Origin of the sequence: Mesorhizobium sp. M2A.F.Ca.ET.043.05.1.1, from assembly GCF_003952445.1 — a bacterium.
GTDB lineage: Bacteria > Pseudomonadota > Alphaproteobacteria > Rhizobiales > Rhizobiaceae > Mesorhizobium.
Genome location: NZ_CP034446.1, coordinates 4,582,422 through 4,603,625 on the forward strand (window position 1 = coordinate 4,582,422; position 21,204 = coordinate 4,603,625).

Annotated in this window: 20 protein-coding genes; 11 read left to right on the top strand and 9 right to left on the bottom strand. The window is 64.1% G+C overall.

Translation table 11 applies throughout. The features are described 5' to 3' along the window. Window positions 1-96: 96 nt before the first annotated feature. Window positions 97-1,206, bottom strand: coding sequence for a TRAP transporter substrate-binding protein (locus EJ069_RS22180; protein ID WP_126063122.1), 1,110 nt, complete (start codon window positions 1,204-1,206; stop codon window positions 97-99). A 264-nt stretch (window positions 1,207-1,470) separates the two neighbouring features. Between EJ069_RS22180 and EJ069_RS22185 the strand changes: the two genes are divergently transcribed. From EJ069_RS22185 to EJ069_RS33365, 3 genes are all read left to right on the top strand, one after another. Next, window positions 1,471-2,244 (top strand): gamma-glutamyl-gamma-aminobutyrate hydrolase family protein, encoded by a 774-nt coding sequence (locus EJ069_RS22185; protein WP_126063123.1) that lies wholly within the window; start codon window positions 1,471-1,473, stop codon window positions 2,242-2,244. A 177-nt stretch (window positions 2,245-2,421) separates the two neighbouring features. Further along, a complete protein-coding gene (locus tag EJ069_RS33360; RefSeq protein ID WP_245456242.1) occupies window positions 2,422-2,862 on the top strand; it encodes a transposase in 441 nt (146 codons plus the stop codon). Next, window positions 2,826-3,377, top strand: coding sequence for an IS630 family transposase (locus EJ069_RS33365; protein WP_245456694.1), 552 nt, complete (start codon window positions 2,826-2,828; stop codon window positions 3,375-3,377). Before EJ069_RS33360 ends, EJ069_RS33365 begins: the two co-directional genes overlap by 37 nt. A 247-nt stretch (window positions 3,378-3,624) precedes the next feature. Here EJ069_RS33365 and EJ069_RS22195 read toward each other — a convergent pair whose 3' ends face one another. The 5 genes from EJ069_RS22195 to EJ069_RS22215 all read right to left on the bottom strand — a co-directional run bounded on the left by EJ069_RS22195 (window position 3,625) and on the right by EJ069_RS22215 (window position 8,002). Further along, entirely contained in the window at window positions 3,625-4,017 is a 393-nt protein-coding gene (locus EJ069_RS22195) for a hypothetical protein (protein ID WP_126063124.1), read from the bottom strand. A gap of 153 nt (window positions 4,018-4,170) precedes the next feature. Beyond that, entirely contained in the window at window positions 4,171-5,154 is a 984-nt protein-coding gene (locus tag EJ069_RS22200; RefSeq protein WP_126063125.1) for a 2-hydroxyacid dehydrogenase, read from the bottom strand. After that, a complete protein-coding gene (locus tag EJ069_RS22205; protein ID WP_042645188.1) occupies window positions 5,151-6,173 on the bottom strand; it encodes a LacI family DNA-binding transcriptional regulator in 1,023 nt (340 codons plus the stop codon). The genes EJ069_RS22200 and EJ069_RS22205 overlap by 4 nt, the downstream gene beginning before the upstream one ends. Window positions 6,174-6,252: 79 nt before the next feature. Then, window positions 6,253-7,137 (bottom strand): DMT family transporter, encoded by an 885-nt coding sequence (locus tag EJ069_RS22210; protein ID WP_189476542.1) that lies wholly within the window; start codon window positions 7,135-7,137, stop codon window positions 6,253-6,255. 457 nt (window positions 7,138-7,594) lie between these two features. Continuing rightward, window positions 7,595-8,002 (bottom strand): DUF2000 family protein, encoded by a 408-nt coding sequence (locus tag EJ069_RS22215; protein ID WP_126063127.1) that lies wholly within the window; start codon window positions 8,000-8,002, stop codon window positions 7,595-7,597. A 45-nt stretch (window positions 8,003-8,047) separates the two neighbouring features. Here EJ069_RS22215 and EJ069_RS22220 point away from each other — a divergent pair, with 45 nt between their 5' ends. Beyond that, on the top strand, window positions 8,048-8,920 hold the full coding sequence (locus tag EJ069_RS22220) for an AraC family transcriptional regulator (protein ID WP_126063128.1): 873 nt from the start codon (window positions 8,048-8,050) through the stop codon (window positions 8,918-8,920). 85 nt (window positions 8,921-9,005) lie between these two features. On the opposite strand, the gene EJ069_RS22225 is transcribed toward EJ069_RS22220, so the two are convergent. Continuing rightward, window positions 9,006-9,479, bottom strand: a complete 474-nt coding sequence (locus tag EJ069_RS22225; protein WP_042645190.1) for a MarR family transcriptional regulator — start codon at window positions 9,477-9,479, stop codon at window positions 9,006-9,008. Between the two features lie 386 nt (window positions 9,480-9,865). Here EJ069_RS22225 and EJ069_RS22230 point away from each other — a divergent pair, with 386 nt between their 5' ends. From EJ069_RS22230 to EJ069_RS22260, 7 genes are all read left to right on the top strand, one after another. Beyond that, the gene (locus EJ069_RS22230; RefSeq protein ID WP_126063129.1) at window positions 9,866-10,921 is read left to right on the top strand and encodes a GTP-binding protein; all 1,056 of its coding nucleotides are present in this window, start codon (window positions 9,866-9,868) and stop codon (window positions 10,919-10,921) included. Between the two features lie 349 nt (window positions 10,922-11,270). Continuing rightward, complete coding sequence (locus EJ069_RS22235; protein ID WP_126060767.1) at window positions 11,271-12,233, top strand: IS110 family transposase; 963 nt, start codon at window positions 11,271-11,273, stop codon at window positions 12,231-12,233. Between the two features lie 143 nt (window positions 12,234-12,376). Beyond that, window positions 12,377-13,351: a WD40 repeat domain-containing protein gene (locus tag EJ069_RS22240; protein WP_126063130.1), complete on the top strand. Its 975-nt coding sequence runs from the start codon at window positions 12,377-12,379 to the stop codon at window positions 13,349-13,351. Between the two features lie 102 nt (window positions 13,352-13,453). After that, window positions 13,454-14,830 (top strand): aspartate aminotransferase family protein, encoded by a 1,377-nt coding sequence (locus tag EJ069_RS22245; RefSeq protein WP_126063131.1) that lies wholly within the window; start codon window positions 13,454-13,456, stop codon window positions 14,828-14,830. Between the two features lie 11 nt (window positions 14,831-14,841). Continuing rightward, window positions 14,842-16,248 (top strand): glutamine synthetase family protein, encoded by a 1,407-nt coding sequence (locus tag EJ069_RS22250; protein ID WP_126063132.1) that lies wholly within the window; start codon window positions 14,842-14,844, stop codon window positions 16,246-16,248. 88 nt (window positions 16,249-16,336) lie between these two features. Continuing rightward, a complete protein-coding gene (locus EJ069_RS22255; RefSeq protein WP_126063133.1) occupies window positions 16,337-17,572 on the top strand; it encodes a putative DNA modification/repair radical SAM protein in 1,236 nt (411 codons plus the stop codon). A gap of 2 nt (window positions 17,573-17,574) precedes the next feature. Beyond that, the gene (locus tag EJ069_RS22260) at window positions 17,575-19,041 is read left to right on the top strand and encodes a UdgX family uracil-DNA binding protein (RefSeq protein WP_126063134.1); all 1,467 of its coding nucleotides are present in this window, start codon (window positions 17,575-17,577) and stop codon (window positions 19,039-19,041) included. A gap of 277 nt (window positions 19,042-19,318) precedes the next feature. Here the strand turns inward: EJ069_RS22260 and EJ069_RS22265 are convergent, their stop codons facing one another. Both EJ069_RS22265 and EJ069_RS22270 read right to left on the bottom strand, forming a co-directional pair. Further along, the gene (locus EJ069_RS22265) at window positions 19,319-20,578 is read right to left on the bottom strand and encodes a glycerate kinase (protein ID WP_126063135.1); all 1,260 of its coding nucleotides are present in this window, start codon (window positions 20,576-20,578) and stop codon (window positions 19,319-19,321) included. Next, window positions 20,575-21,078, bottom strand: coding sequence for a heme-degrading domain-containing protein (locus tag EJ069_RS22270; RefSeq protein ID WP_126063136.1), 504 nt, complete (start codon window positions 21,076-21,078; stop codon window positions 20,575-20,577). The genes EJ069_RS22265 and EJ069_RS22270 overlap by 4 nt, the downstream gene beginning before the upstream one ends. Window positions 21,079-21,204 lie beyond the last annotated feature (126 nt).

The window sequence follows — 21,204 nt, forward strand, 5'->3', positions numbered from 1 at the left end:
CAGGGCGAATTAATTGCGGAAGCCGGCGCTGCCCCTCATCCGCCCTTCGGGCACCTTCTCCCCGTATAGCGACGGGGAGAAGGGGCTAATCGCCTCCTACAGCTTGCCGTTGCGCTGCTGCACCATCATGAAGGTGTCGTAATTGTATTCGGCGACCTGGGCCCAGAGATAGTGCTCCTTGCGGAAGCCCTTGATCGATTCCCAGATCTTCTTGAACGGCGCGTTGTTGGCTTCCATTTCGGCATAGACTTCGTTGGCCTTTTCGAAGCAGGCCGCCAGGATTTCCTGGCTGAAAGGCGCCAGCTTGGCGCCGCCGGCCACCAGCCGCTTCACCGCCGCCGGATTGAGGAAGTCGTATTTCTGCAGCATGTTGGCGTCCGCCGCCTGGGCGGCGGTGTGCACCAGCGACTTGTAGGCCGGCGACAGCTCTTCGTATTTGGCCTTGTTGAAGAGCAGGTGCACGGTCGGGCCGCCTTCCCACCAGCCGGGATAGTAGTAATAGGGCGCGACCTTGTAGAAGCCGAGCTTCTCGTCGTCATAGGGGCCGACCCATTCGGCCGCATCGATCGTGCCCTTTTCCAGCGCCGGGTAGATGTCGCCGCCGGCGATCTGCTGCGGCACGACTCCGAGCTTCTGCACGACCTTGCCGGCAAAACCGCCGATGCGCATCTTCAGGCCGGACAGGTCGGCGACCGTGTTGATCTGCTTGCGGAACCAGCCGCCCATCTGCACGCCGGTGTTGCCGCCCGGCAGGCCGAAAAGGCCCTGCGTGGCCAGGAACTCGTTGAACAGGTCGATGCCGCCGCCATGGTAGTGCCAGGCATTCATGCCGCGCGCATTGAGCGAGAACGGCACGGCCGCACCCAATGCCCAGGTGGGATCCTTGCCCCAGTAATAGTATGCCACCGTATGACAGGCTTCGACCGTGCCGGCTGCGGTGGCGTCCGCCGCCTGCAGACCGGGCACCAGTTCGCCCGAGGCGAAGACCTGGACCTGGAAATTGCCATCGGTCGCTTCCGACAGCATCTTGGAGAAGACCTCGGCGCCGCCATAGATCGTGTCGAGCGACTTGGGGAAGGACGACGCAAGCCGCCAGGTCACTTTCGGATTGGACTGGGCGATGGCCGGCGCGGCGAGCGTCGCGGCCGCTGCCGCGGCGCCCACGCCGGACGCACCGGCCTTGCGGATGAATGAACGACGATCCATTAAGTTTCCTCCCTTGCGGATCAGCTGACCGATGCCGGGACTTGTTCGGTGCCCGGATCGGTTGTCGAGAACCATACACGGGCAAGAAGTCGAGTCCAGCGCCGCGACCCAGCTAGCGGCCATTCGGCCGCCATCTGCAACTATAGTCTAACGCTCACTTCCCTGGTCCATGCGAGGCGGCCAAACTTGCCATGGAAAAGCCGCGACGGATCGCTTATTTTATAGGCAGAACAATTCCTTGGCCTGATGGAAACCAAACTCAAAATGCAGCAACCGCTCGTCGCCGTCTCAACCGACGTCCGCCAGTTCGACAATTACACCTGGCACGCCGCGCCCCAGCAATATCTGGAAGCGGCGGTGGCCGGCGCCGGCGTGTTCCCGCTGCTGGTGCCGTCCTTCGGCGACCGGCTCGACCTCGACGAAATGCTGTCGGCAGTCGACGGCGTCATGCTGACGGGTTCGAAATCCAATGTGCATCCCTCGCTTTATGACGGCGACCCGAGCGAGGCCAACGGTCCCTACGATCAGGCGCGCGATGCCACGACGCTGCCGCTGATCCGCAAGGCGCTCGAGCGCGGCGTGCCGGTGCTTGCGATCTGTCGCGGCATCCAGGAGCTGAACGTGGCGCTGGGCGGCACGCTGGGCACCGAAATCCAGGAGCGCGAAGGCTCGCTCGACCATCGCGCGCCGGTGAGCGACAATCAGGACGAGCGCTTCGCCATCCATCAGACGGTTTCGATCAAGCCGGGCAGCTGCCTTGCCGGGGTGTTCGGCGCCGGCGACATCAAGGTCAACTCCCTGCATCGGCAGGGGATCGACCGGCTCGGCTCGAAACTGCAAATCGAGGCTTTGGCCACCGACGGCACGATCGAAGCGGTTTCCGTCAAGGACGCCCGCGCCTTCGCGGTCGGCGTGCAATGGCACCCTGAATACTGGGTGAAGTCGGACAGCAATTCCGCCAAGATCTTCAAGGCCTTCGGAGATGCCGTGCGGCTGCACGCGGCGGCAAAGGCGGGCGTGCGCGCCGCGGCGGAATAACTATCTCTGGTTTTTGACGCAATTCCGGACGGAAAACCGCTCATCGCAATCGTCATTCTAGGGCGGAGCGGGAAGCGAAGCGTACCGCGTAGACCCTAAAGCGCGTCGCCCTTTAAAGGATTCGGGATTCCCAGAGTGACGGTTTGATGATTCATTGCGGTGGAAGGGAGAACCGTGATGGGCAAGCCGTTACCGATGGCGTTGCGTAAGCGTGTTGCGGCGTTTGTGGATGAGGGCAACAGCAACCGTGAGGTGTCGCGTCATTTTAGGGTTTCGCCGAAGTTCGTGAACGATCTGATGAAGCTGCGCGCCGAGAGAGGTACGCTTGAGCCGCGCCGGCAAGGCCACGGCCCTGGCGGCGGCAAGCTGGCCGCTCATGCCGACTTCGTGCGCCAGCGGATGGCCGAGAATGGCGATCTGACGCTCGATGAACTGTGCGTGGAGCTGGACGGGCGCGGCATCACGGTGCACCGGTCGAACGTGGCCCGTCTGCTTCACCGGCTGGGCCTCAGTCACAAAAAAAGACACTCCGGGCGAGCGAGCACCAGCGTCCCGACATCCGGCAGGCGCGCGAGCATTGGATCGGGCGGCGCAAACCGTTCTTCGACAAGGCCTTGACGCGCCTCGTCTTCATTGACGAGACCTCGACCAACACACGGCTGACCAAGCGAACCGGCTGGGCGCCCAAGAGCCAACGTTATCGAACATCCGCGCCGTTCGGCGGCTGGAAGACGCAGACCTTCATCGCCGGCTTGAGATGCCATGCCATGATCGCGCCTTGGATCATCGATGCGCCGATGAACAAGGCGCGTTTTGAACTCTATGTCGAAACCCAGCTTGCACCCGAACTCAAACCGGGCGACGTCGTCATCCTCGACAATGTCGCCTTCCACAAGAGCGAGCGGGCGGCCGAGCTGGTGCGCCAGCGCGGTGCCTGGCTGCTGCCGCTGCCGGCCTACTCGCCGGACCTCAACCCAATCGAAATGGCCTTCTCGAAACTCAAGGCGCTGCTCAGAAAGAAGGCCGCGCGATCCTTCGACGCCTTATGCAACGCGCTCAAGGACATATGCGACCTGTTCGACCCGCTACAGTGCAGAAACTTCTTCAAAGCTGCCGGATATGAGGCCAATTAAACGCGACGCGCTTTAGAATCCATGCCGTTACCTTCGCCAGGGCGCGCAACCGAGCAAAATCCTGCACCGTGGCGGCGCTTCCAAGTCACGGCATGGATTCTATGGTCTGCGCCGCGTCGCTTCGCTCCTTGCTCCGCCATAGAATGACGAGGTTGGGGTGGCTTCAAGCAATCCCCGGCGTTTGCGCTGATTTCACGGACATGCGTGGAAAACCCTGCACCAGGACAAACGGTGACCTTTAAAGGTACTAGTTGCCGCCGTCGTTGTTCAAAGCCAGAAGCGGCGCGGACAGCGCGTAGGATTCGTAGCCGTCGCCATCGGCAACGCCGAAAGTGACGATCGGATCGATGCCGTTCTCACTGAAGGCAACTGAACCATCCGCCTGCTCGCGCCAGAATTTTGCCCGCTCGATGCCGGGCATCAGCTGGCGGCAATCCGGGGCGATCTTGAGTCGCGACAGGCCGTCCGAGACGGCGGCGCCCCGCTGCACGGCGCAGGCAGCTTCGTCGCCATTGGCGGTCAATCTGTAGGTGCTTGACGCGGCGGGCTCGACGGCCGCGCTTTCGCTATCGCCGCCATCAAGGAACTGCACGCCCCCGAACAACGCAACCGACGCGACCAAACCGGCTAACAGCTTCACCCTGTCTCTCCGCACCGCACGCGCGCCGCGCTTCTTGCCTCTGGTTCCTGCATATTGCCGCCATCCGCAAACCCGAGGCGATATGCATAACCACATATGCAGAATGTTTCCAAAGGGTTAAGCAGGCGTTAACAAATGCGGCAAGCCTGCCTGTCAGGCGCGCGCCTTGACGTTGATCGTCTCCGGCACGGGCGTGAGCGGCCGGCGCTCGGTGAACCAGGCGACGAGATTGTCGACGCAGAGGTCGGCCATGGCGCGGCGGGTGTGGACGGACGCCGAGCCGACATGCGGCAGAAGCGAGGCATTAGCAGCGTCGAGCAGGGCGCGCGGCACGTTCGGTTCGTCGGCAAAGACGTCGAGCCCCGCGGCGGCGATGGTACCGTTCTTCAGGGCGGCGGCCAGCGCGGTCTCGTCCACCGCCGAGCCGCGGCCGATATTGACGAAGACGCCGTTCGAACCCAGCGCCGACAAGATTTCGGCATTGATCGCCTTCTCCGTGGAGGCGCCCCCCGGAGCAATGCAGATCAGCGTGTCGACGGCCTCGGCAAGGCCTTTCAAAGTGGCATGATAGTCGTAAGCCACGCCTTCGACCTTGCGGCGATTGTGGTAGGCGATCGGCAGGCCGAAGGCTTCGATGCGGCGGGCGACGGCGCGGCCGATGCGGCCCATGCCGAAAATGCCGACGCTGCGGCCGCGCAAGGTAAGCCGGCTCAGGGGATAATTGCCCTTCTTCACCCAGTCGCCGTCGCGCAGCCACTTCTCGGCAGCGTAGAGCTCGCGCACGGTGTTGATCAACAGGCCGATGGCGGTGTCGGCAACCTCCTCGGTCAGGACGTCGGGCGTGTTGGTGACCATGACGCCACGCTTGGCCGCGTGATTGGCATCGACCGAATCATAGCCGACGCCGAAACTGGAGATAATCTCAAGGTTGGGCAGCGCGTCGATCATCGCCGCGTTGATGCCCGCGTAGGAGGCGATGCCGCGCACCGTGGCGCGCATCTCTTCCGTGACCAGCGAAGGGTCGGCACGTTCGATGCGAACAAGAATGAACGCCTTGTCTATGCGGCTGATGGCATGATCGTTGAAATCGCCCGGCACCAGGATGGCGACCGGCAATTTTCCTTCTGCAATGGTCATGCACGCTCCACCGGCTTGCCGGTCGACTGCCGCACATGCAGTTCCGGCTTGATCAGTTCCTGCGATGGCCGCACCGCCTGCCCGTTCAATTTGTCGAGCAAGGCGCTCGCGGCGCGGCGGCCGACCTCGCGCTGGCCGTTCCAGACCGTGGTCAGGGCCGGCGTTGCGATTGCCGCCTCCTCGAGATCGTCATAGCCGGTGACCGAGATATCGACGCCCGGCACGAGGCCGGCCCGCGCGATGCCGTTCATCAACCCGATGGCGACCAGATCGTTCCAGCAGCAGGCGGCGGTCGGCTTGTCCTTCAACGCCAGAAACTGCCCCGCGGCTTCGAAGCCGGCTTGCTTGGTGCGGGGGCCGGGAATGCGCCAGGACGGCTTCACCTCCAGGCCGGCCGCCTCCATCGCGTTGAGATAGCCCTGGTAACGGTCGCGGCCGGTCGAGGTCTGGTCGGTGCCGCCGACCATGGCGATGCGCTTATGGCCGAGCGAGATCAGATGATTGGTGGCAAGCGCGGTGCCATAGGCATCGTCGCCGCGGAATACCGGCACGTCGGCGCCGGCGACGCTGCGCGCGATCAGCACCGCCGGCAGGCCGTTTTCCTCGGCCATGATGATGTCCTCGGCCGGCGTGCCGATGGCCGGCGACATGATGACGCCGTCGGCGCCGAGCTGCAGCAGCGTGTCGATGAAGGTGCGCTGCTTTTCGAGCTGGTCGTAGTGATTGGACAGGATGAAGGTCTGGCGGCTGCGGTCGAGCTCGCTTTCGATCGAACGCAGGATCTCGGCGAAGAACGGGTTCATGATGTCGTGCACGACGACGCCGACGATGCCGGAGCGCGAGGTGCGCAGCGAGGCGGCGCGACGATTGTAGATATAGCCGATGGCCCGCGCGTGCTCCTTGATGCGCTCCCGCGTGGCTCCAGCCACCAGCGGGCTGTCGCGCAGCGCCAGCGATACCGTTGCCGTGGAGACGCCGAGCGCATCCGCGATCGTCGAAAGCTTGATCTTCTGTGCCAGTGCCCTTCGCTCCCCAGGGTCTTCGGATCTACGTCTTTAAATTTTTTAAACGGCCTTATGCCACCGGACTCGGAGCAAATCAAAGTTTTTTCGCCAGCGCCTCGGCTTCGGTGTCGAGGGAGGCGGAATTGCGCACGCGCAGCCGATGCTCGCGATGGATGATGTAGAGGCCGCTGGCAACGATGATGGCAGCACCCAATAAGGTCCAGCGGTCCGGGAACTGGTGGAAGATCAGCCAGCCTGAGATGATTATCCACACCATCTGCGAATAAGGGAAAGGCGCCAGTTGCGTCGTGGTCGCCAGGCGATAGGCCCGGACCAGCAGATAGTGGCCGCCGGCGCCGAAGACACCCAGCATCAGGACGACGAACCATTGAAAGCCGCCATGCGGCAGCGCGGGCGCAAAGGCAAGCATCGGAGCCAGCAGCACCGAAGGCGCCAGCGCCGAGAACAATATCAAGCTCTCGGATGTTTCGGTCGCAGACATGCGCCGCGTCATGATAACATAGAAGCTGTTCGACAGCATCGAGCCCAGCGCGAAGAGATGGCCGATGCCGAACACGCCCACGCCGGGCCGGGTGATGATCAGGACACCGACAAAGCCGGTGAGGATCGCCAGCCAGCGCCGCCAGCCGGCCCATTCGCCGAGCAGCGGGCCGGCAAGGGCGGTGATGACCATCGGGCCGAAGAAATAGATCGACGTCGTCTCGGCCAGCTGCAGCGTCTTCAGCGCCAGGATGTTGAACATGGTCGAGCCGAAAAGCATGCAGCCGCGCGATATATGCGCGGGCAGGTTATTGGCGCGAAAGCGCGCCGGCTCGCGCCAGCCGCGCAGGAAGACGCCGACGAGCAAGACATGGACGGTGAAGCGGGCCCAGGCGACGATCAGCGCCGAGACGCCGGCCAGCACCAGATATTTGCTGGAGGTGTCGAGAAAGGTGAAGCAGACATAGACGCAAAGCATCAAAAGCATCGCCGCGGGCGGCGTTGCGCTGTCGTCGTTGTTTTTGGGAATGCTCAAGGTCGTGCCGAAGGGAGGATAGACGTCCCCTTCTGCGGCAATCGCCGCTGGCCGGCAAGCCAAAAGCGACTGGCCCAACAAGCGCTTTGGACAGGCTTAGAGCGCACCGTCCGTTGGCGATTGGCCTGACCGCGCTCGCCGTCGTCATCCACGGGCGGAGCAAGGAGCGAAGCGACGCGGCGCAGACCCGAGGATCCATGCCGTTACATTGACGCTCCGCCAGCTGTGCAGAATTCTGCACCGCTGCACCATTCGATCTACGTCACGGCATGGATCCCTGGGTCTTCGCTCCGCTGCGCGTCGCTACGCCCAAGGATGACGAAGCTGGGAGGCCTGTGGCAAATTTGGAACGCTCGCCTTGTTCCTTAGGGCGACCCGCCAGCATGGGTACAGCAAAGACTCAGGCATGCATGCGGGCGCCCTTGGTGATCTTGTCGACGAGCTTCTTCTCGCCGCGCAGGGCGATGCCGACGACCTTGGCATCGTCCGGCGCGAATTCGGCGAAGACGGCGCGGTTGGCTGCATCGTGGCCGGTCGAAAACATCTCCTCGACATAGGCGGATGTCGTCACGCCGCGCTCCAATGACCGGCGGTGGATCGTGCCCAGCGTCGCCGCATCGGCCGAAAGGACGATGACCGGCTGGATCGACATCGGGTTATAAAGGTTGCCGGCACGGTCGCGATAAGGCTCGCCGATGATCTCGGGAAACTGTGCGGCGATGCCGCTGGTCAGAAAGGCGGTGACGTTGAGTTTCTGCCAGACCGGCAGATCCTCTCTGAGAACAATTGCAATTTTCGTATCGAACACCAAGATTGAGATTCCGGGATGGCCTGTGACGGGCGGAACAGGGCGATGGCGCAGGCTCTAGGCGCGGAAGCGAAGCAAGGTCTTGAACGTTCGTGCGCGGACGCGGCCAATGGCGATCGCATCGTTTCGGCGCCGGGCGGGCTGGGCCTCGAACGCATCGAGGCGCGTTTCCACGGCAATGCCTTCGAGCCGCACCGGCACGACACCTATGCCATCGGCGTGACATTGCACGGCGTGCAGCGCTTTCATTATCGTGGCGCGCTGCAACACAGCCTGCCCGGCCAGGCGATCGTGCTGCATCCGGACGAATTGCATGACGGCGGCGCCGGCACGGAAGACGGACTGCGCTACCGGATCCTCTATCTGGAGCCATCTCTGCTGCTCGACAGCCTTGACGGCGAGGCGCTGCCTTTCGTACGCAACGCCGTGGTCGACGATCCTCACTTGCGGGACACGCTTTTGTCGGCGCTAACGCCGTTGGACGAAGAGCTCGATGACCTGTTCGTGGCGGATTTCGTCGCGCAGCTGGCGCAACAGCTGAGACGCCACGCCGGAAAGCCGGCAAAATCAACAGGCAAGACCGCGTGGCGCGCGGCGGCACTTGCCCGAGACTATCTTGCGGAGAATGCCGAGCGTGCGGTGCGTTCCGACGAGTTGGAGGCCGTTACCGGCCTCGACCGCTATGCGCTGTCACGCCATTTTCGCGCCACCTATTCGACCAGCCCGCATCGCTTCCTATTGATGCGCCGGCTGCAAAGAGCGCGGCGCATGATAGCCGAGGGAGAAGCGCTGGCGGAGATCGCCGCCGGCGCCGGCTTCAGTGACCAAAGCCATTTCAACCGGCATTTCAAGAAGGCGTTCGGCATGACGCCGGGGCGTTGGGCGGCGCTGGTGAAGGGATCGGGTGCGACGGCCTAGCCGCAAGGGCGACGATGCTGCGCATCGCGCTTATAGCACAACTCTAACGTGGGTGCGTGGAGCGACGACGCTGCGCGTCGCGCTTTCACGCCTCATCCATCTCCGCGTCGTCGTCGATCAGGACCAGATCTTCGTTCGACAAATTCGCCTCGATGCGGGCGAGCAGCTTGAACAGCGCCTTCTGGTCCTTCTTGTCGAGGCCCCTCAGCGCCTGTTTCTCGGTCTTCTTGACCGATTTTTCGATGGCGCGAATTGTTTCGCGGCCGGACTCGGTGAGAAAGATATGGGCCTGGCGGGCATCGGCGTTGGAGGCGCGCTTTTCGAGGAAACCCTGGGCCTGCAGCCGGTTGATGGTCTTGGTGATGGTCGGCGGCCGCACGCCGAGCTTGCCGGCGAGGTTGCCGGGGGTCTGGCCGTCCTCGCGGTCGAGCGCCAGCATGATCTGGTCCTGGCCGGCGTAAAAGCCATGCGCCAGAAGCCGCGCCGCCAGCGCCGTGCGCGCCAGCCTCGCCGCCGAATGCAGCCGGCTCATTGTCGCTGTCTTGTCCGCCTTGGCCATGGCCATTCCCTCTTCGGCCCAACCGGCGCGGCCAGCATAGAGGCTGTCCGACGATTGGCAAATGACGATCTCTAAGAAACCAGCTTGCGGAACGCTTTGCCGGCAAGCATTGCGGTGCCCGCGCAGGTGATGCCAGATGTTTATTTCAGTTAGATGACAAACGACTTTTGAGGAGCGGAGATTCACAGCGGCAACGGGGAACGGCCATTGGGAGCGCACGCGGCTCCCCGTTTGGTCGGCCTCGACCGCCACCAAATCCCTCCTCGCCGCCATCCCCGTAGGAGGGTCCGCCTGGCCCATCGGTTTGACGCGTGCAAAAGCGCGACGCCCATCCTATATGAGGCCGACAATCCAGATTTTTCGAGACCAAGACTTCGAGGCAAGCCATGAGCGATGCACAGACGCAAATCCCCGTAACCGTTCTCACCGGCTATCTCGGCGCGGGCAAGACGACGCTGCTCAACCGCATCCTGTCGGAGAACCACGGCAAGCGCTACGCCGTCATCGTCAACGAGTTCGGCGAGATCGGCATCGACAACGACCTGATCGTGGAATCCGACGAGGAAATCTACGAGATGAACAATGGCTGCGTGTGCTGCACCGTGCGCGGCGACCTGATCCGGGTCGTCGAGGGCCTGATGAAACGGCCCGGCCGCTTCGATGCCATCGTCGTCGAGACCACCGGCCTTGCCGACCCGGTGCCGGTGGCGCAGACCTTCTTCATGGATGACGACGTGCGCACCAAGACCAAGCTCGACGCGGTGGTGGCGCTGGTCGACGCCAAGCACCTGCCGCTGCGCTTGAAGGATTCCAAGGAAGCCGAGGACCAGATCGCCTTCGCCGACGTGGTGGTGCTGAACAAGACCGATCTCGTCACGCCGGAAGAGCTGGAAAAGGTCGAAGCAACGATCCGCGCCATCAACCCGGCGGCAAAGATCCATCGTACGCAGAGGTCCGGCGTGGCGCTCGACGAAGTGCTCGACCGCGGCGCCTTCGACCTGTCGCGCGCGCTGGAGAACGATCCGCACTTCCTCGAGGCGCATGACCACGATCACGACCATGAATGCGGCCCGGACTGCGACCACGACCACCATCATCATGACGGCCACGATCACCATCACCACCATGCTTCCGACATCCATGACGTGACGGTGAAGTCGGTGTCGCTGCGCGGCGGCGAGATGGACCCCAAGAAATTCTTCCCCTGGATCGAGAAGGTGACCCAGATGGAAGGGCCGAACATCCTGCGGCTGAAAGGCATCATCGCGCTCAAGGGCGACGAGGACCGCTATGTGCTGCAGGGCGTACACATGATCCTCGAGGGCGACCACCAGCGCGCCTGGAAGGACGGCGAAAAGCACGAGAGCCGGCTGGTCTTCATCGGCCGCGATCTCGACGCCGAGCGGCTCAGGAAGAGTTTTGAAGCCTGCCAGGCGGCTTGATTTTTCGCCGACCTCTCCTTCTCCCCTTGCGGGAGAAGGTGGATCGGCGCGCAGCGCCGAGACGGATGAGGGGTGTTCCAGCGGAGTGAGACGTCGGCTTTCCCTGGAGCACCCCTCATCCGACCTCGCTTCGCGAGGCCACCTTGCATAAGCGATGTTGTATGAAGTGGTCGTCCCGTAAGGGACGCCAACGGCCGGGTGGCCACCCGGCCGTTGGCGCCGATCGTCGGATCGCCAGCCACCCGAACCCGTGGGGTTAAGGAGAAGCAAGATCGCGATCGGCTCTTCATCGTGGCCCGGATGGTTGCTGGAACAACCTGGTTCGTATGCAAGGCAGGGAACGACGAAGATGAATGAGACTAGCACAAGAACCGCCGGAATCGACACCAGCAAGAAGTCGCTTGATGTCGCAACCTATCCGACGAGCGACAGGTTGCGCGTAGCCAATGCCAGAGACGGACATCAAGAGTTGGTTGCTTGGCTGAGCGCGCGTAAGATCAAACGCATCGGCATCGAAGCCTCCGGGGGTTACGAACGAGCCGTCGTGGAATATTTGCGCGAGCAGGGCTTCGAGGTCGCTCTCCTGCAGCCGCGTCAAGTGCATGCCTTTGCCATCTACAAGCTGCGTCGTGCCAAGAACGATCGTATCGACGCCGCCCTCATCGCCGAGTGCGCTGCCAATCTCGGCGACCTGCATGAACCGCCAGACACCAGGCTGGCCGCGTTCGCTGAGCATCTGCTCTTCATCGAGCAACTGGAGTACGATATCGCTCACCTCAAGACGCGGCGCGAGCACTTCACCACCAAGCGGATTCTCAACCAACTCAAGCGTGACGTTCAGCGTCTGCAGCGGCGCCGCGAGGCCGAACTGCTGCTCCTGCAGGTCGTCGTGTGCAAACACGATGATCTCGCTCGGCGGCTCGAGCTGATCGCCAGCGTTGATGGCATCGGCATACGCACCGCGCTCACCCTCGTCATCCTCTTGCCCGAACTCGGCAAGGTCAGTCGTGAGCAAATCTCTGCCTTGGTTGGCGTCGCTCCTTACGACGACGACTCGGGCGAACGTACCGGCGAGCGCCATATCGCCGGCGGTCGCAGTCGTGTCCGCCGAGCGCTCTTCAATGCTGCATTGCCCGCTTCCCAGCGCTGGAACACCGCCCTGGTCGCTCTCTACGGCCGCCTTACGAACAACGGCAAGGCCCACAGGAAAGCCATCATCGCCTGTGTCAGAAAGCTCCTCATCTTCGCCAACGCCGTCGTCGAACGCGGCACTCCGTGGAGCAAAGCTCCACCCGCAAACCACGCCGCCTAAGCTAATGGTTGCGCTTCTCCCACAGGGGGAGAAGGGAGAACCTCAACGCCGGCGCCCCCTCCTTATAGCGATTCCAAGCATGGGTTGAGACCTGCGGCTCGACCCCTTATGGGAATGGCAGCAATCTCGATTGGACCGCCCCTATGCCCACAGTCGCCCCGCTTGATCTTGAAGGCCATTGCGTCGCCGCCGTCTTCCTCAACGACGTGCCGCATTTTGCGCTGGCCGACGGCGCGATCCATCGGTTGGACAATGGGCAGAAGACGGTGCAGGCCAATGACGGCCTGCTTGCCGCCTTTCATGATGCGGCCAACGACCGGCTGATCACCGGCGGCGAGGATGGCAAGGTGTTTGCCGTGAAGGCCGGCGGCGAGGTGAGCGAACTCGCAAGCGCTGGAAAAAAATGGATCACCAGCGTCGCCGCAGGTCCGCAGGGAGCGATCGCCTATGCTTCCGGCAAGACCGCTTTCGTGCGTTTCGCCGACGGCAAGATCAAGGAATTCACCCACCCGCGCTCGGTGGAAGGACTAGCCTTCTCGCCCAAGGGCATGCGTTTTGCCGTCGCCCGTTACAACGGCGCGACGCTGCATTTTCCAGCGGCTGAGGGCAAGCCGGTGGAGCTCGAATGGGCCGGCGCCCATACCGGCATCACCTTTTCACCGGACGGCGCCTTCCTCATCACCACCATGCAGGAAAACGCGCTGCATGGCTGGAAGCTCGCCGACGGCAAGCACATGCGCATGTCAGGCTATCCCGGCAAGGTGAAGAGCCTGTCGTGGAGCGTCAAGGGCAAATGGCTGGCGAGCTCCGGCGCGCCGGCGGCGATCGTCTGGCCGTTTCAAGCCAAGGACGGGCCGATGGGCAAGGCGCCGCTGGAACTCGGCACGCGCGGCAACACGATGGTGACCTGCGTCGCCTGCCATCCGAGCCAGGACGTCGTGGCCATCGGCTATGAGGACGGCATGGTGATCGCGGCGCGCTTCGCCGACGCCAAGGAGGTGCTGCTGCGCCGCCCCGGCAAGGGCGCCATCACGGCGATGATGTGGGACAAGGAAGAGCGCCGCATCGTCTTCGGAAGTGCTGCCGGCGATTGCGGCGTGATCGATATCACAGGATAAGGGAGTAAGGCAGTAGGGCAATATGGGAGTAGGGGAACCAGCGCTTGAGGGCCAACCCCTACTGCCCTACTGCCCTACTGCCCTACTGCCCGAGGGGGACTCATGCATTCAATCGACCGGACTTCCATCGGCGGCATCGAAATCGCCCGCATCGCCGAGATGCGCGAGGCGGAGGCGGCCGCCTTCCGCAAGGCGCGGCCGAAATCCGAGGCGAAGCTCGGCAACGGCATTGCCGGCTTCCTCGGCGGCGTGCCGATGCACTGGATGACCGACTGGCCGACGCCGTTCCCGATCCTGGTCGACGGCGCCAAGGGTGCCACCATCACCGATATCGACGGCAACAGGCTCGACGATTTCTGCCTTGGCGACACCGGCTCGATGCTCGGCCATTCGCCGCCGGCGGTCGCCCGCGCGATCCGCCGGCAGGCAGCCCGGGGCCTAACCTACATGCTGCCCAGCGAGGACGCGCTGGCGATCGGCCCGCTCCTCCAGCAGCGCTTCGGCCTGCCCTACTGGCAGATCGCCACCACCGCCACCGACGCCAACCGCTTCGCGCTGCGCGTCGCCCGCGCCGTGACCGGGCGCGAGAAGATCCTGGTCTTCAACGGCTGCTATCACGGCTCGGTCGATGAGACGATGGTGCGGCTGATCGAAGGCAAGCCGGTGAACCGGCCGGGGTTGGCCGGCGAGTTCCGCGACCTGACGCGGGCGACCAAGATCGTCGAATTCAACGACGTCCCTGCCTTGGAGGCCGCGCTTGCTGACCGCGACGTCGCCTGCGTCATCACCGAGCCGGTGCTGACCAATTCCTGCATGGTGCTGCCGGATGCCGGCTTCCATGACGCGCTGCGGCGGCTGACCCGCGCGGCCGGCACGCTGCTTTTGATCGACGAGACGCACACGATCTCCACCGGCCCGGGCGGCTATACGCGCAAGTACGGGCTGGAGCCGGACCTGTTCGTGCTCGGCAAGCCGGTGGCCGGCGGCGTGCCGGCGAGCATCTGGGGGATGAGCGAGGAGGTCGCTACGCGCTACGGCGCCTATAACCGTACCAAGGAGCCCGGTTATTCCGGCATGGGCACGACGCTGTCGGCCAACCCGCTGCAATTCGCGGCGATGCGCGCGACGCTGGAAGAGGTCATGACGGAGGAGGCCTATGCGCATATGGACCGGCTGGCGCGCCGGCTCGATGCGGGGCTGACCGCCGTCATCCAGCGAAACAAGCTGCCCTGGCATGTCGCGCGGGTCGGCGCGCGCGTCGAATTCATCTGCGCGCCGGGACCGCTTCACAATGGCGGCGAGGCCGAGAAGGCGCATGCGCCGGAGCTCGAAGCCGCCATCCATGTCGCGCTGGTCAATCGCGGCGTGCTGATCGCCCCGTTCCACAACATGATGCTGATCTCGCCGGTGACAACTTCCGCGCAGGTGAGCCGGTTGATAGCCGCCTTCGCCGCGGTTGCGGCCCGGCTTACGGCGTGAGAAAAGCGGCCATGGACAATCCGAACGCCGTAACAACATCGCCTTCCGGCTCGACGCCCGCCGAGGCGAAGGCCTTTCTCGACGCGCATCCCGAGATCGAGGCGTTCGACATCGTGCTCACCGACGCCAACGGCATCGGTCGCGGCAAGATCGTGCGCCGGCATGAGCTGTTGGGCATTTTCGAGAATGGAAGGCACCTGCCGATCTCGATCCTCGGCCTCGACATCACCGGCGAGGATGTGCACGAGACCGGACTGGTGTGGGACACCGGCGACGGCGACCTCAGGGCATGGCCCATCCCGGGGACGCTGGTGCCGCTCTACGGCACCAGCCCGGCCCGCGGCCAGGTGCTGATGTCGATGTACCATCTCGACGGCCAACCGATGACCTCCGACCCGCGCCTGGTGCTGGCAAGGCAGGTCGAATTGCTCGCCGCGCGCGGCCTGCATCCGGCCGGCGCTTTCGAGCTGGAGTTTTTCCTGCTGTCCAACGAGCGCGACGCGGACGGCAAGGTGCAGCCTGCCCGCGCGGTGCTCGACGGCCGCCGTTCGGCGAAGACGGAAGTCTATTCCGTCGACCATCTGCATGGCATGGAGCCACTGTTTTCCGACATCTACGCCGCGGCCAAGGCGCAAGGCATTCCGGCCGAGACGGTCATTTCCGAATACGCGCCCGGCCAGTACGAGCTGACGCTCAACTACCGCAAGGATGTGATGCGAGCAGCCGACGATCTCGTCATGCTGAAGCGGCTTGTCAGGGCGCAGGCGCGGCGGCACGGCGTCACCGCCTGCTTCATGGCCAAGCCCATCGAGGCCTATGCGGGTTCGGGCATGCATTTCCACGTCTCGCTGCAGGACGATGCCGGCCGCAACGTCTTCACCGAGGCCACCGGCGAGAAATGGTCACCGAAGCTGCTCAACGCACTTGGCGGCCTGATCCACACCATGGCGGAATCGATGCTGGTGTTTGCGCCGCACGCCAATTCATGGCGGCGCTTCGTCTCGCAATCCTATGCGCCGGTGGCGCCGACATGGGGCGTCAACAACCGCTCGGTGGCGCTGCGCGTGCCGGCGGGCGACGCCAGGAACCGCCGCATCGAGCACAGGCCGTCGGGCGTCGACGCCAACCCCTATCTGGTGGCGGCGACGGTGCTGGCCGGCATCGTCAAAGGGCTCGACGAAGGGCTGGATCCGGGGCCAGAGACCACCGGGAACGGTTACGAGCAGGCGAGCGAGAGATCGACCATGCCGGCCGACTGGCGCGCCGCGATCGAGGCGGCCAGGGGCTCCGATTTCCTGAAATCGGCTCTGGGCCCAGACCTGCACCGGACCTTCGTGGCGATCAAGCAGGCCGAATATCTGCGCGTCGCGCGCACGGTCAGCGAATTGGACTATCACCTTTATCTGCACGAGGTGTAGGCGGGCCGACACGCGCGCGGCGATCACGTTTTGGCGCGGACAATCAAAAGTTATAGCCAATTGCATTTCTGGAACATATCGTGAACGAATGGCTGTGCTTTCCGTCCGCGAGAAACTGGCGATCCTGTCCGACGCCGCCAAATACGACGCTTCCTGCGCGTCGTCCGGGTCGGCAAAACGCGACTCGCTGAGATCGGGCGGCATCGGCTCGACCGAAGGGTCCGGCATCTGCCATTCCTACGCGCCGGACGGGCGCTGCATCTCGCTCCTGAAAATCCTGCTCACCAATTTCTGCATCTACGACTGCAGCTATTGCATCAACCGCTCGTCCTCGAATGTGCCGCGCGCCCGCTTCAGCGTCGAGGAGGTGGTGAAGCTCACCATGGATTTCTATCGCCGCAACTACATCGAGGGGCTGTTCCTGTCCTCTGGCGTCATTCGCTCGCCGGACGAGACGATGGGGGAGATGGTCGAGGTGGCGCGCAGACTCAGGATCGAGGAAAAGTTCGGCGGCTACATACACCTCAAGACCATCCCCGAAGCGTCTGCCGAACTGATCGAGAAGGCAGGGCTTTATGCCGACCGCCTGTCGATCAATGTCGAGCTGCCGACCGACGAGGGCGTCAAGAAACTGGCGCCGGAAAAGAAGCCAGAGACGATCCGGCTTTCGATGGCCAAGCTGCGCCGCAAGATCGAGGAGAAGGCCGAACCCACTTTGCAGAGCCGCAGGCGCGAGCGTTTCGCGCCGGGTGGCCAGTCGACGCAGATGATCGTCGGCGCCGACAAGACCTCCGACGACGGCATATTGCGCGCCAGCGCCCGGCTCTATGGCAGCTATCACCTGCGCCGCGTCTACTACTCCGCGTTCAGCCCGATCCCGGATTCCTCGTCATCGCTGCCCTTGCAGAAGCCGCTGCTGATGCGCGAGCACCGGCTCTACCAAGCGGACTGGCTGATGCGTTTCTACGGTTTCTCGCAGCCGGAAATCCTGGCCGGCAGCAATGACGGGATGCTCGACCTTGCCATCGATCCCAAGCTCGCCTGGGCGCTGCGCAATCGGGGCCGATTCCCGGTCGACGTCAACCGCGCCGAGCGAGAGGCGCTGCTGCGCGTTCCCGGGCTCGGCACCAAGGTCATCGACCGGATCATCGAGACACGCCGCCATCGCCGGCTGCGGCTCGAGGATATCGGCCGGCTCTGCCATTCGGTCGCCAAGGTGCGGCCCTTCATCGTCGCGGAAGGCTGGTCGCCGGGCGCGCTGACCGACAAGGCCGGCTTGCGCCAGGCGATCACCCGCTCCTGCGAGCAGCTTTCGCTGTTCTGACCATGGCCAAAACTCAACTCGACCTCGCATCACATCTCGTCCGGCTCGAAAGCCAGACCGATTTCGCCGGCTGGCGCGACGCGGCGCGGCGGCTGGCGACGAACGACATTCCGCCGGAAGATGTCGCGTGGCAGGTCGAGCCGGATCGCGAAGATGGCGCCAGCGAATTGCCGGCCGCGCAAGCCGATGCGCGACTGGTCGTACCGCGCGACTTCATCGAGCGCGCCGAGACGGTGATCTGCCATTGCGACCCCGAGCGCTTCGGCTTTCTCTACCGGCTGCTCTGGCGGTTGCGTTCGGAGCCGAAGCTGCTTTCGATCGCGACCGATCCCGACATCCGGCGGCTGGAGGCGATGGAGAAGGCCGTGCACCGCGACATCCACAAGATGCGCGCCTTCGTGCGTTTCCGGAAGATCGGCGAAGGCGCGGACGAGCGCTATGTCGCGTGGTTCGAGCCCGACCATTACATCGTCGAGCGCAATGCCGATTTCTTCGTGCGTCGTTTCACTGGCATGCGCTGGACGATCCTGACCGCGCATGCCTCGGCCGACTGGGACGGCGAGAGGCTGGCGATGGGGCCGGGTGCGGCCAAGCGCGACACGCCGGCGGAAGACGATGCCGAGGCGTTGTGGCGGACCTATTTCGAGAACATCTTCAACCCGGCCCGCCTCAAGGTGAAGGCGATGCAGAAGGAGATGCCGAAGAAATATTGGCGGAACCTTCCCGAGGCCTCGCTCATTCCAGATTTGATAGCAGGAGCGGACAAAGCCGCGTCAGACATGATCGCCCGGATGCCAACCAGCCCAGCACCGCATCATGCCAAGGTGAAGGCCAAGCACTGGCCCACGCCCGAGCCGTCCGATGTGGCGGCGCCTGAGGCCGACGATATTCCGGAGCTGCGCGAGGAGGCGAAAGGCTGCCGCCGCTGCCCGTTGTGGCGCGACGCGACGCAGACCGTCTTTGGCCAAGGGCCACAAAATGCCGACGTGATCTTCGTCGGCGAGCAGCCCGGCGACCAGGAGGATCTGGCCGGCAAGCCGTTCGTCGGGCCGGCGGGCAAGGTTTTCGACAGCATCCTGGACGACGCCGCGATCGATCGCCGCAAGGTCTATGTGACCAATGCGGTGAAACACTTCAAATTCGAGCCGCGCGGCAAAAGGCGCATCCACTCGAAGCCCAATGCCGGTGAGATCCAGGCCTGCCGCTGGTGGCTGGACAAGGAGCTTGACCTGGTCAAGCCCAACCTCGTTGTGGCGCTCGGCGCGACGGCGGCGCAATCGCTGCTCGGCAAGGCGGTGCCGATCACCAAGATGCGCGGCGACGTGGTCGAGCGCGAGGACGGCTTGCGCGTGTTCCTCACCATCCACCCCTCCTTCATCCTGCGCATCCGGGAGCAGGAGGACAAAGAGGCCGAGCGGGAGCGGTTTTTGCAGGATATGCGGAAGGTCAAGCAGCTGATGGACGCTTGATCGATTTAGGGGGAGTTCGCACGCGGATACTGTCGCACGGTCGGGGACCTTTGAGATTAGCCGAAACCTCATCACTTCGTCATCCACGGGCGGAGCAAGGAGCGAAGCGACGCAGCGCAGACCCGAGGATCATGCCATGACTTGAACGCGCCGCAACGGTCCAGAATTCTGCTCCGCTGCACTTTTCGGCCAAGGTCACGGAATGGATTCTAGGGTCTGCGCGCGTCGCTTCGCTCCTTGCTCCGCCCTAGAATGACGACCTCTGTGGAGTTCCGCGCTACCTAACCAGGATCGCCCTCAGATCATTCACATTCGTGCCGGTCGGCCCCGGCACGAAAAGGTCGCCGACTGCATTGAAGGCCGTCCAGGCGTTGTTGCCGGCGAGCATTGCCTTGGCATCGACGCCTGCCGCACGCATGCGCGCCACGGTCGAGCCGTCAGCAAAGGCGCCGGCATTGTTCTCCGAACCATCTATGCCGTCGGTGTCGGCAGCAATGGCATGAATGCCATCGACGCCATCGATGCCGATGGCGAAAGCGAGGAGGAATTCCGAGTTGCGGCCGCCTTTGCCCTTGGCCCGCAGCGTCACGGTCGTCTCGCCGCCGGACAGGATCAGCACGGGCTTGGCGAAAGGCCGGTTGCGGGTGGCTACCTCGCGGGCGATCGCGGCGTGGACGCCGCCGACCTCGCGGGCCTCGCCCTCGATCGCATCCGACAGGATGACGGCCACAATGCCTTGCCGCTTGGCCTCGGCGGCGGCAGCTTCCAGCGAGACCCCAGCCGAGGCGGTCAGATGCACTTCATTGCCGGCAAAGCGCGGATCGTCGGGACGCGGGGCATCGGCGTCGGGCGAATTGATATGCGCCATGACCGAGGCCGGAAGCTTCATGCCATAAGCGGCGATAGAGGCCAGAGCATCCTGACGGCTGCCGGTATCGGGAACCGTCGGTCCAGAGGCAACCAGCGCCGGATTGTCGCCGGGGATGTCGGAGACGACCAGCGACACGACCCGCGCCGGATGCGCGGCTGCGGCCAGGCGTCCGCCCTTGATGGTCGAGACATGCTTGCGGATGGTGTTCATCGCCGCGATCGGCGCGCCGGAGGCAAGCAGCGCCTCGTTGACGGCAATCTCGTCAGCAAGCGTCAGGCCGGGAGCGGGAGACGGCAGCAGGGCCGAGCCGCCGCCGGAGATCAGCGCCACCACCAGGTCGTCCGAAGTCAGGCCCCGCATCTTCTCCAGCAGCCGGCGCGAGGCTTCGAGGCCGGCGGCGTCCGGCACCGGATGCGCCGCCTCGATGATCTCGATGCGCTCGCATCTGGCGCCATAGCCGTAGCGCGTGACGACCAGGCCGTCGACCGGACCGTCCCAGACCTTCTCGAAGGCCGCCGCCATCTGCGCCGAGCCTTTTCCCGCGCCGATGACGATGGTGCGGCCCTTGGCCTTCGCCGGCAAATGATTGCGGATCGTCTTTTCCGGGTCGGCGGCGGCGACGGCGGCGTTGAAGATCGAGGTGAGGAAGGTTTTTGGATCGGTCATTTGTCTTCCGGCGGCAATCTGAGCTTGCTCGCATCGACGCCGAGATGCGCGCAGATCGCATCGACCACGACGCCGTGGTCCTCGCGCTCCGGCAGGCCCGAAACGGCGATGACCCCGATGACGCCGGCGCCCTTCATGGTGACCGGAAAGCCGCCGCCGGCCAGCACATAATCGGCGATGTCGAGCGCTTCGCCGACCTTGAACGTGCGGTCGGGCCGCTGCTGCTCCAGCACAAGGCGATAGGTGCTTCTGAGATACCGCTTCACGACGTTGATCTTGCGCCGCGCCCAGTCCGGATTGGAGGCGTTGGAGCCCGGCATCGCGGCATAGAAGAGCGGCCGGTCGAAGGTCCTGATGTCGACGATGATCGGCAGGTCTTCCTTCAGCGCCCGATCCCTGATGCCGGAACCGATCTTGAAGGCGACGGCCTCGTCGAAGGCCGGGAAGACCAGCGTGGCTTCCTGTTTCTTGATCAGAGCGATGTCGTCGGCGGTGGCCATGTCTCTTTCTCCGAAATCCCACCGTCGTTTGTACGACAAGCTCCGTGTGGTCAAGCACCCATCGCGGACGCCCGCTCATCCGGCCGCTTCGCGGCCACCTTCTCCCGAGGGGAGAAGAGACTGGCG

What these genes read in the sequence shown, in the direction of transcription:
- EJ069_RS22200 (WP_126063125.1), bottom strand. Translation starts at nt 5,154, where the DNA reads ATGACCATTGCAGAAGGAAAATTGCCGGTCGCCATCCTGGTGCCGGGC.
- EJ069_RS22180 (WP_126063122.1), bottom strand. Translation starts at nt 1,206, where the DNA reads ATGGATCGTCGTTCATTCATCCGCAAGGCCGGTGCGTCCGGCGTGGGC.
- EJ069_RS22235 (WP_126060767.1), top strand. Translation starts at nt 11,271, where the DNA reads ATGAATGAGACTAGCACAAGAACCGCCGGAATCGACACCAGCAAGAAG.
- EJ069_RS22265 (WP_126063135.1), bottom strand. Translation starts at nt 20,578, where the DNA reads ATGACCGATCCAAAAACCTTCCTCACCTCGATCTTCAACGCCGCCGTC.
- EJ069_RS22240 (WP_126063130.1), top strand. Translation starts at nt 12,377, where the DNA reads ATGCCCACAGTCGCCCCGCTTGATCTTGAAGGCCATTGCGTCGCCGCC.
- EJ069_RS22255 (WP_126063133.1), top strand. Translation starts at nt 16,337, where the DNA reads ATGGCTGTGCTTTCCGTCCGCGAGAAACTGGCGATCCTGTCCGACGCC.
- EJ069_RS22185 (WP_126063123.1), top strand. Translation starts at nt 1,471, where the DNA reads ATGCAGCAACCGCTCGTCGCCGTCTCAACCGACGTCCGCCAGTTCGAC.
- EJ069_RS22245 (WP_126063131.1), top strand. Translation starts at nt 13,454, where the DNA reads ATGCATTCAATCGACCGGACTTCCATCGGCGGCATCGAAATCGCCCGC.
- EJ069_RS22220 (WP_126063128.1), top strand. Translation starts at nt 8,048, where the DNA reads ATGGCGCAGGCTCTAGGCGCGGAAGCGAAGCAAGGTCTTGAACGTTCG.
- EJ069_RS22250 (WP_126063132.1), top strand. Translation starts at nt 14,842, where the DNA reads ATGGACAATCCGAACGCCGTAACAACATCGCCTTCCGGCTCGACGCCC.
- EJ069_RS22270 (WP_126063136.1), bottom strand. Translation starts at nt 21,078, where the DNA reads ATGGCCACCGCCGACGACATCGCTCTGATCAAGAAACAGGAAGCCACG.
- EJ069_RS22230 (WP_126063129.1), top strand. Translation starts at nt 9,866, where the DNA reads ATGAGCGATGCACAGACGCAAATCCCCGTAACCGTTCTCACCGGCTAT.
- EJ069_RS22260 (WP_126063134.1), top strand. Translation starts at nt 17,575, where the DNA reads ATGGCCAAAACTCAACTCGACCTCGCATCACATCTCGTCCGGCTCGAA.
- EJ069_RS33360 (WP_245456242.1), top strand. Translation starts at nt 2,422, where the DNA reads ATGGGCAAGCCGTTACCGATGGCGTTGCGTAAGCGTGTTGCGGCGTTT.
- EJ069_RS22210 (WP_189476542.1), bottom strand. Translation starts at nt 7,137, where the DNA reads ATGCTTTGCGTCTATGTCTGCTTCACCTTTCTCGACACCTCCAGCAAA.
- EJ069_RS22225 (WP_042645190.1), bottom strand. Translation starts at nt 9,479, where the DNA reads ATGGCCAAGGCGGACAAGACAGCGACAATGAGCCGGCTGCATTCGGCG.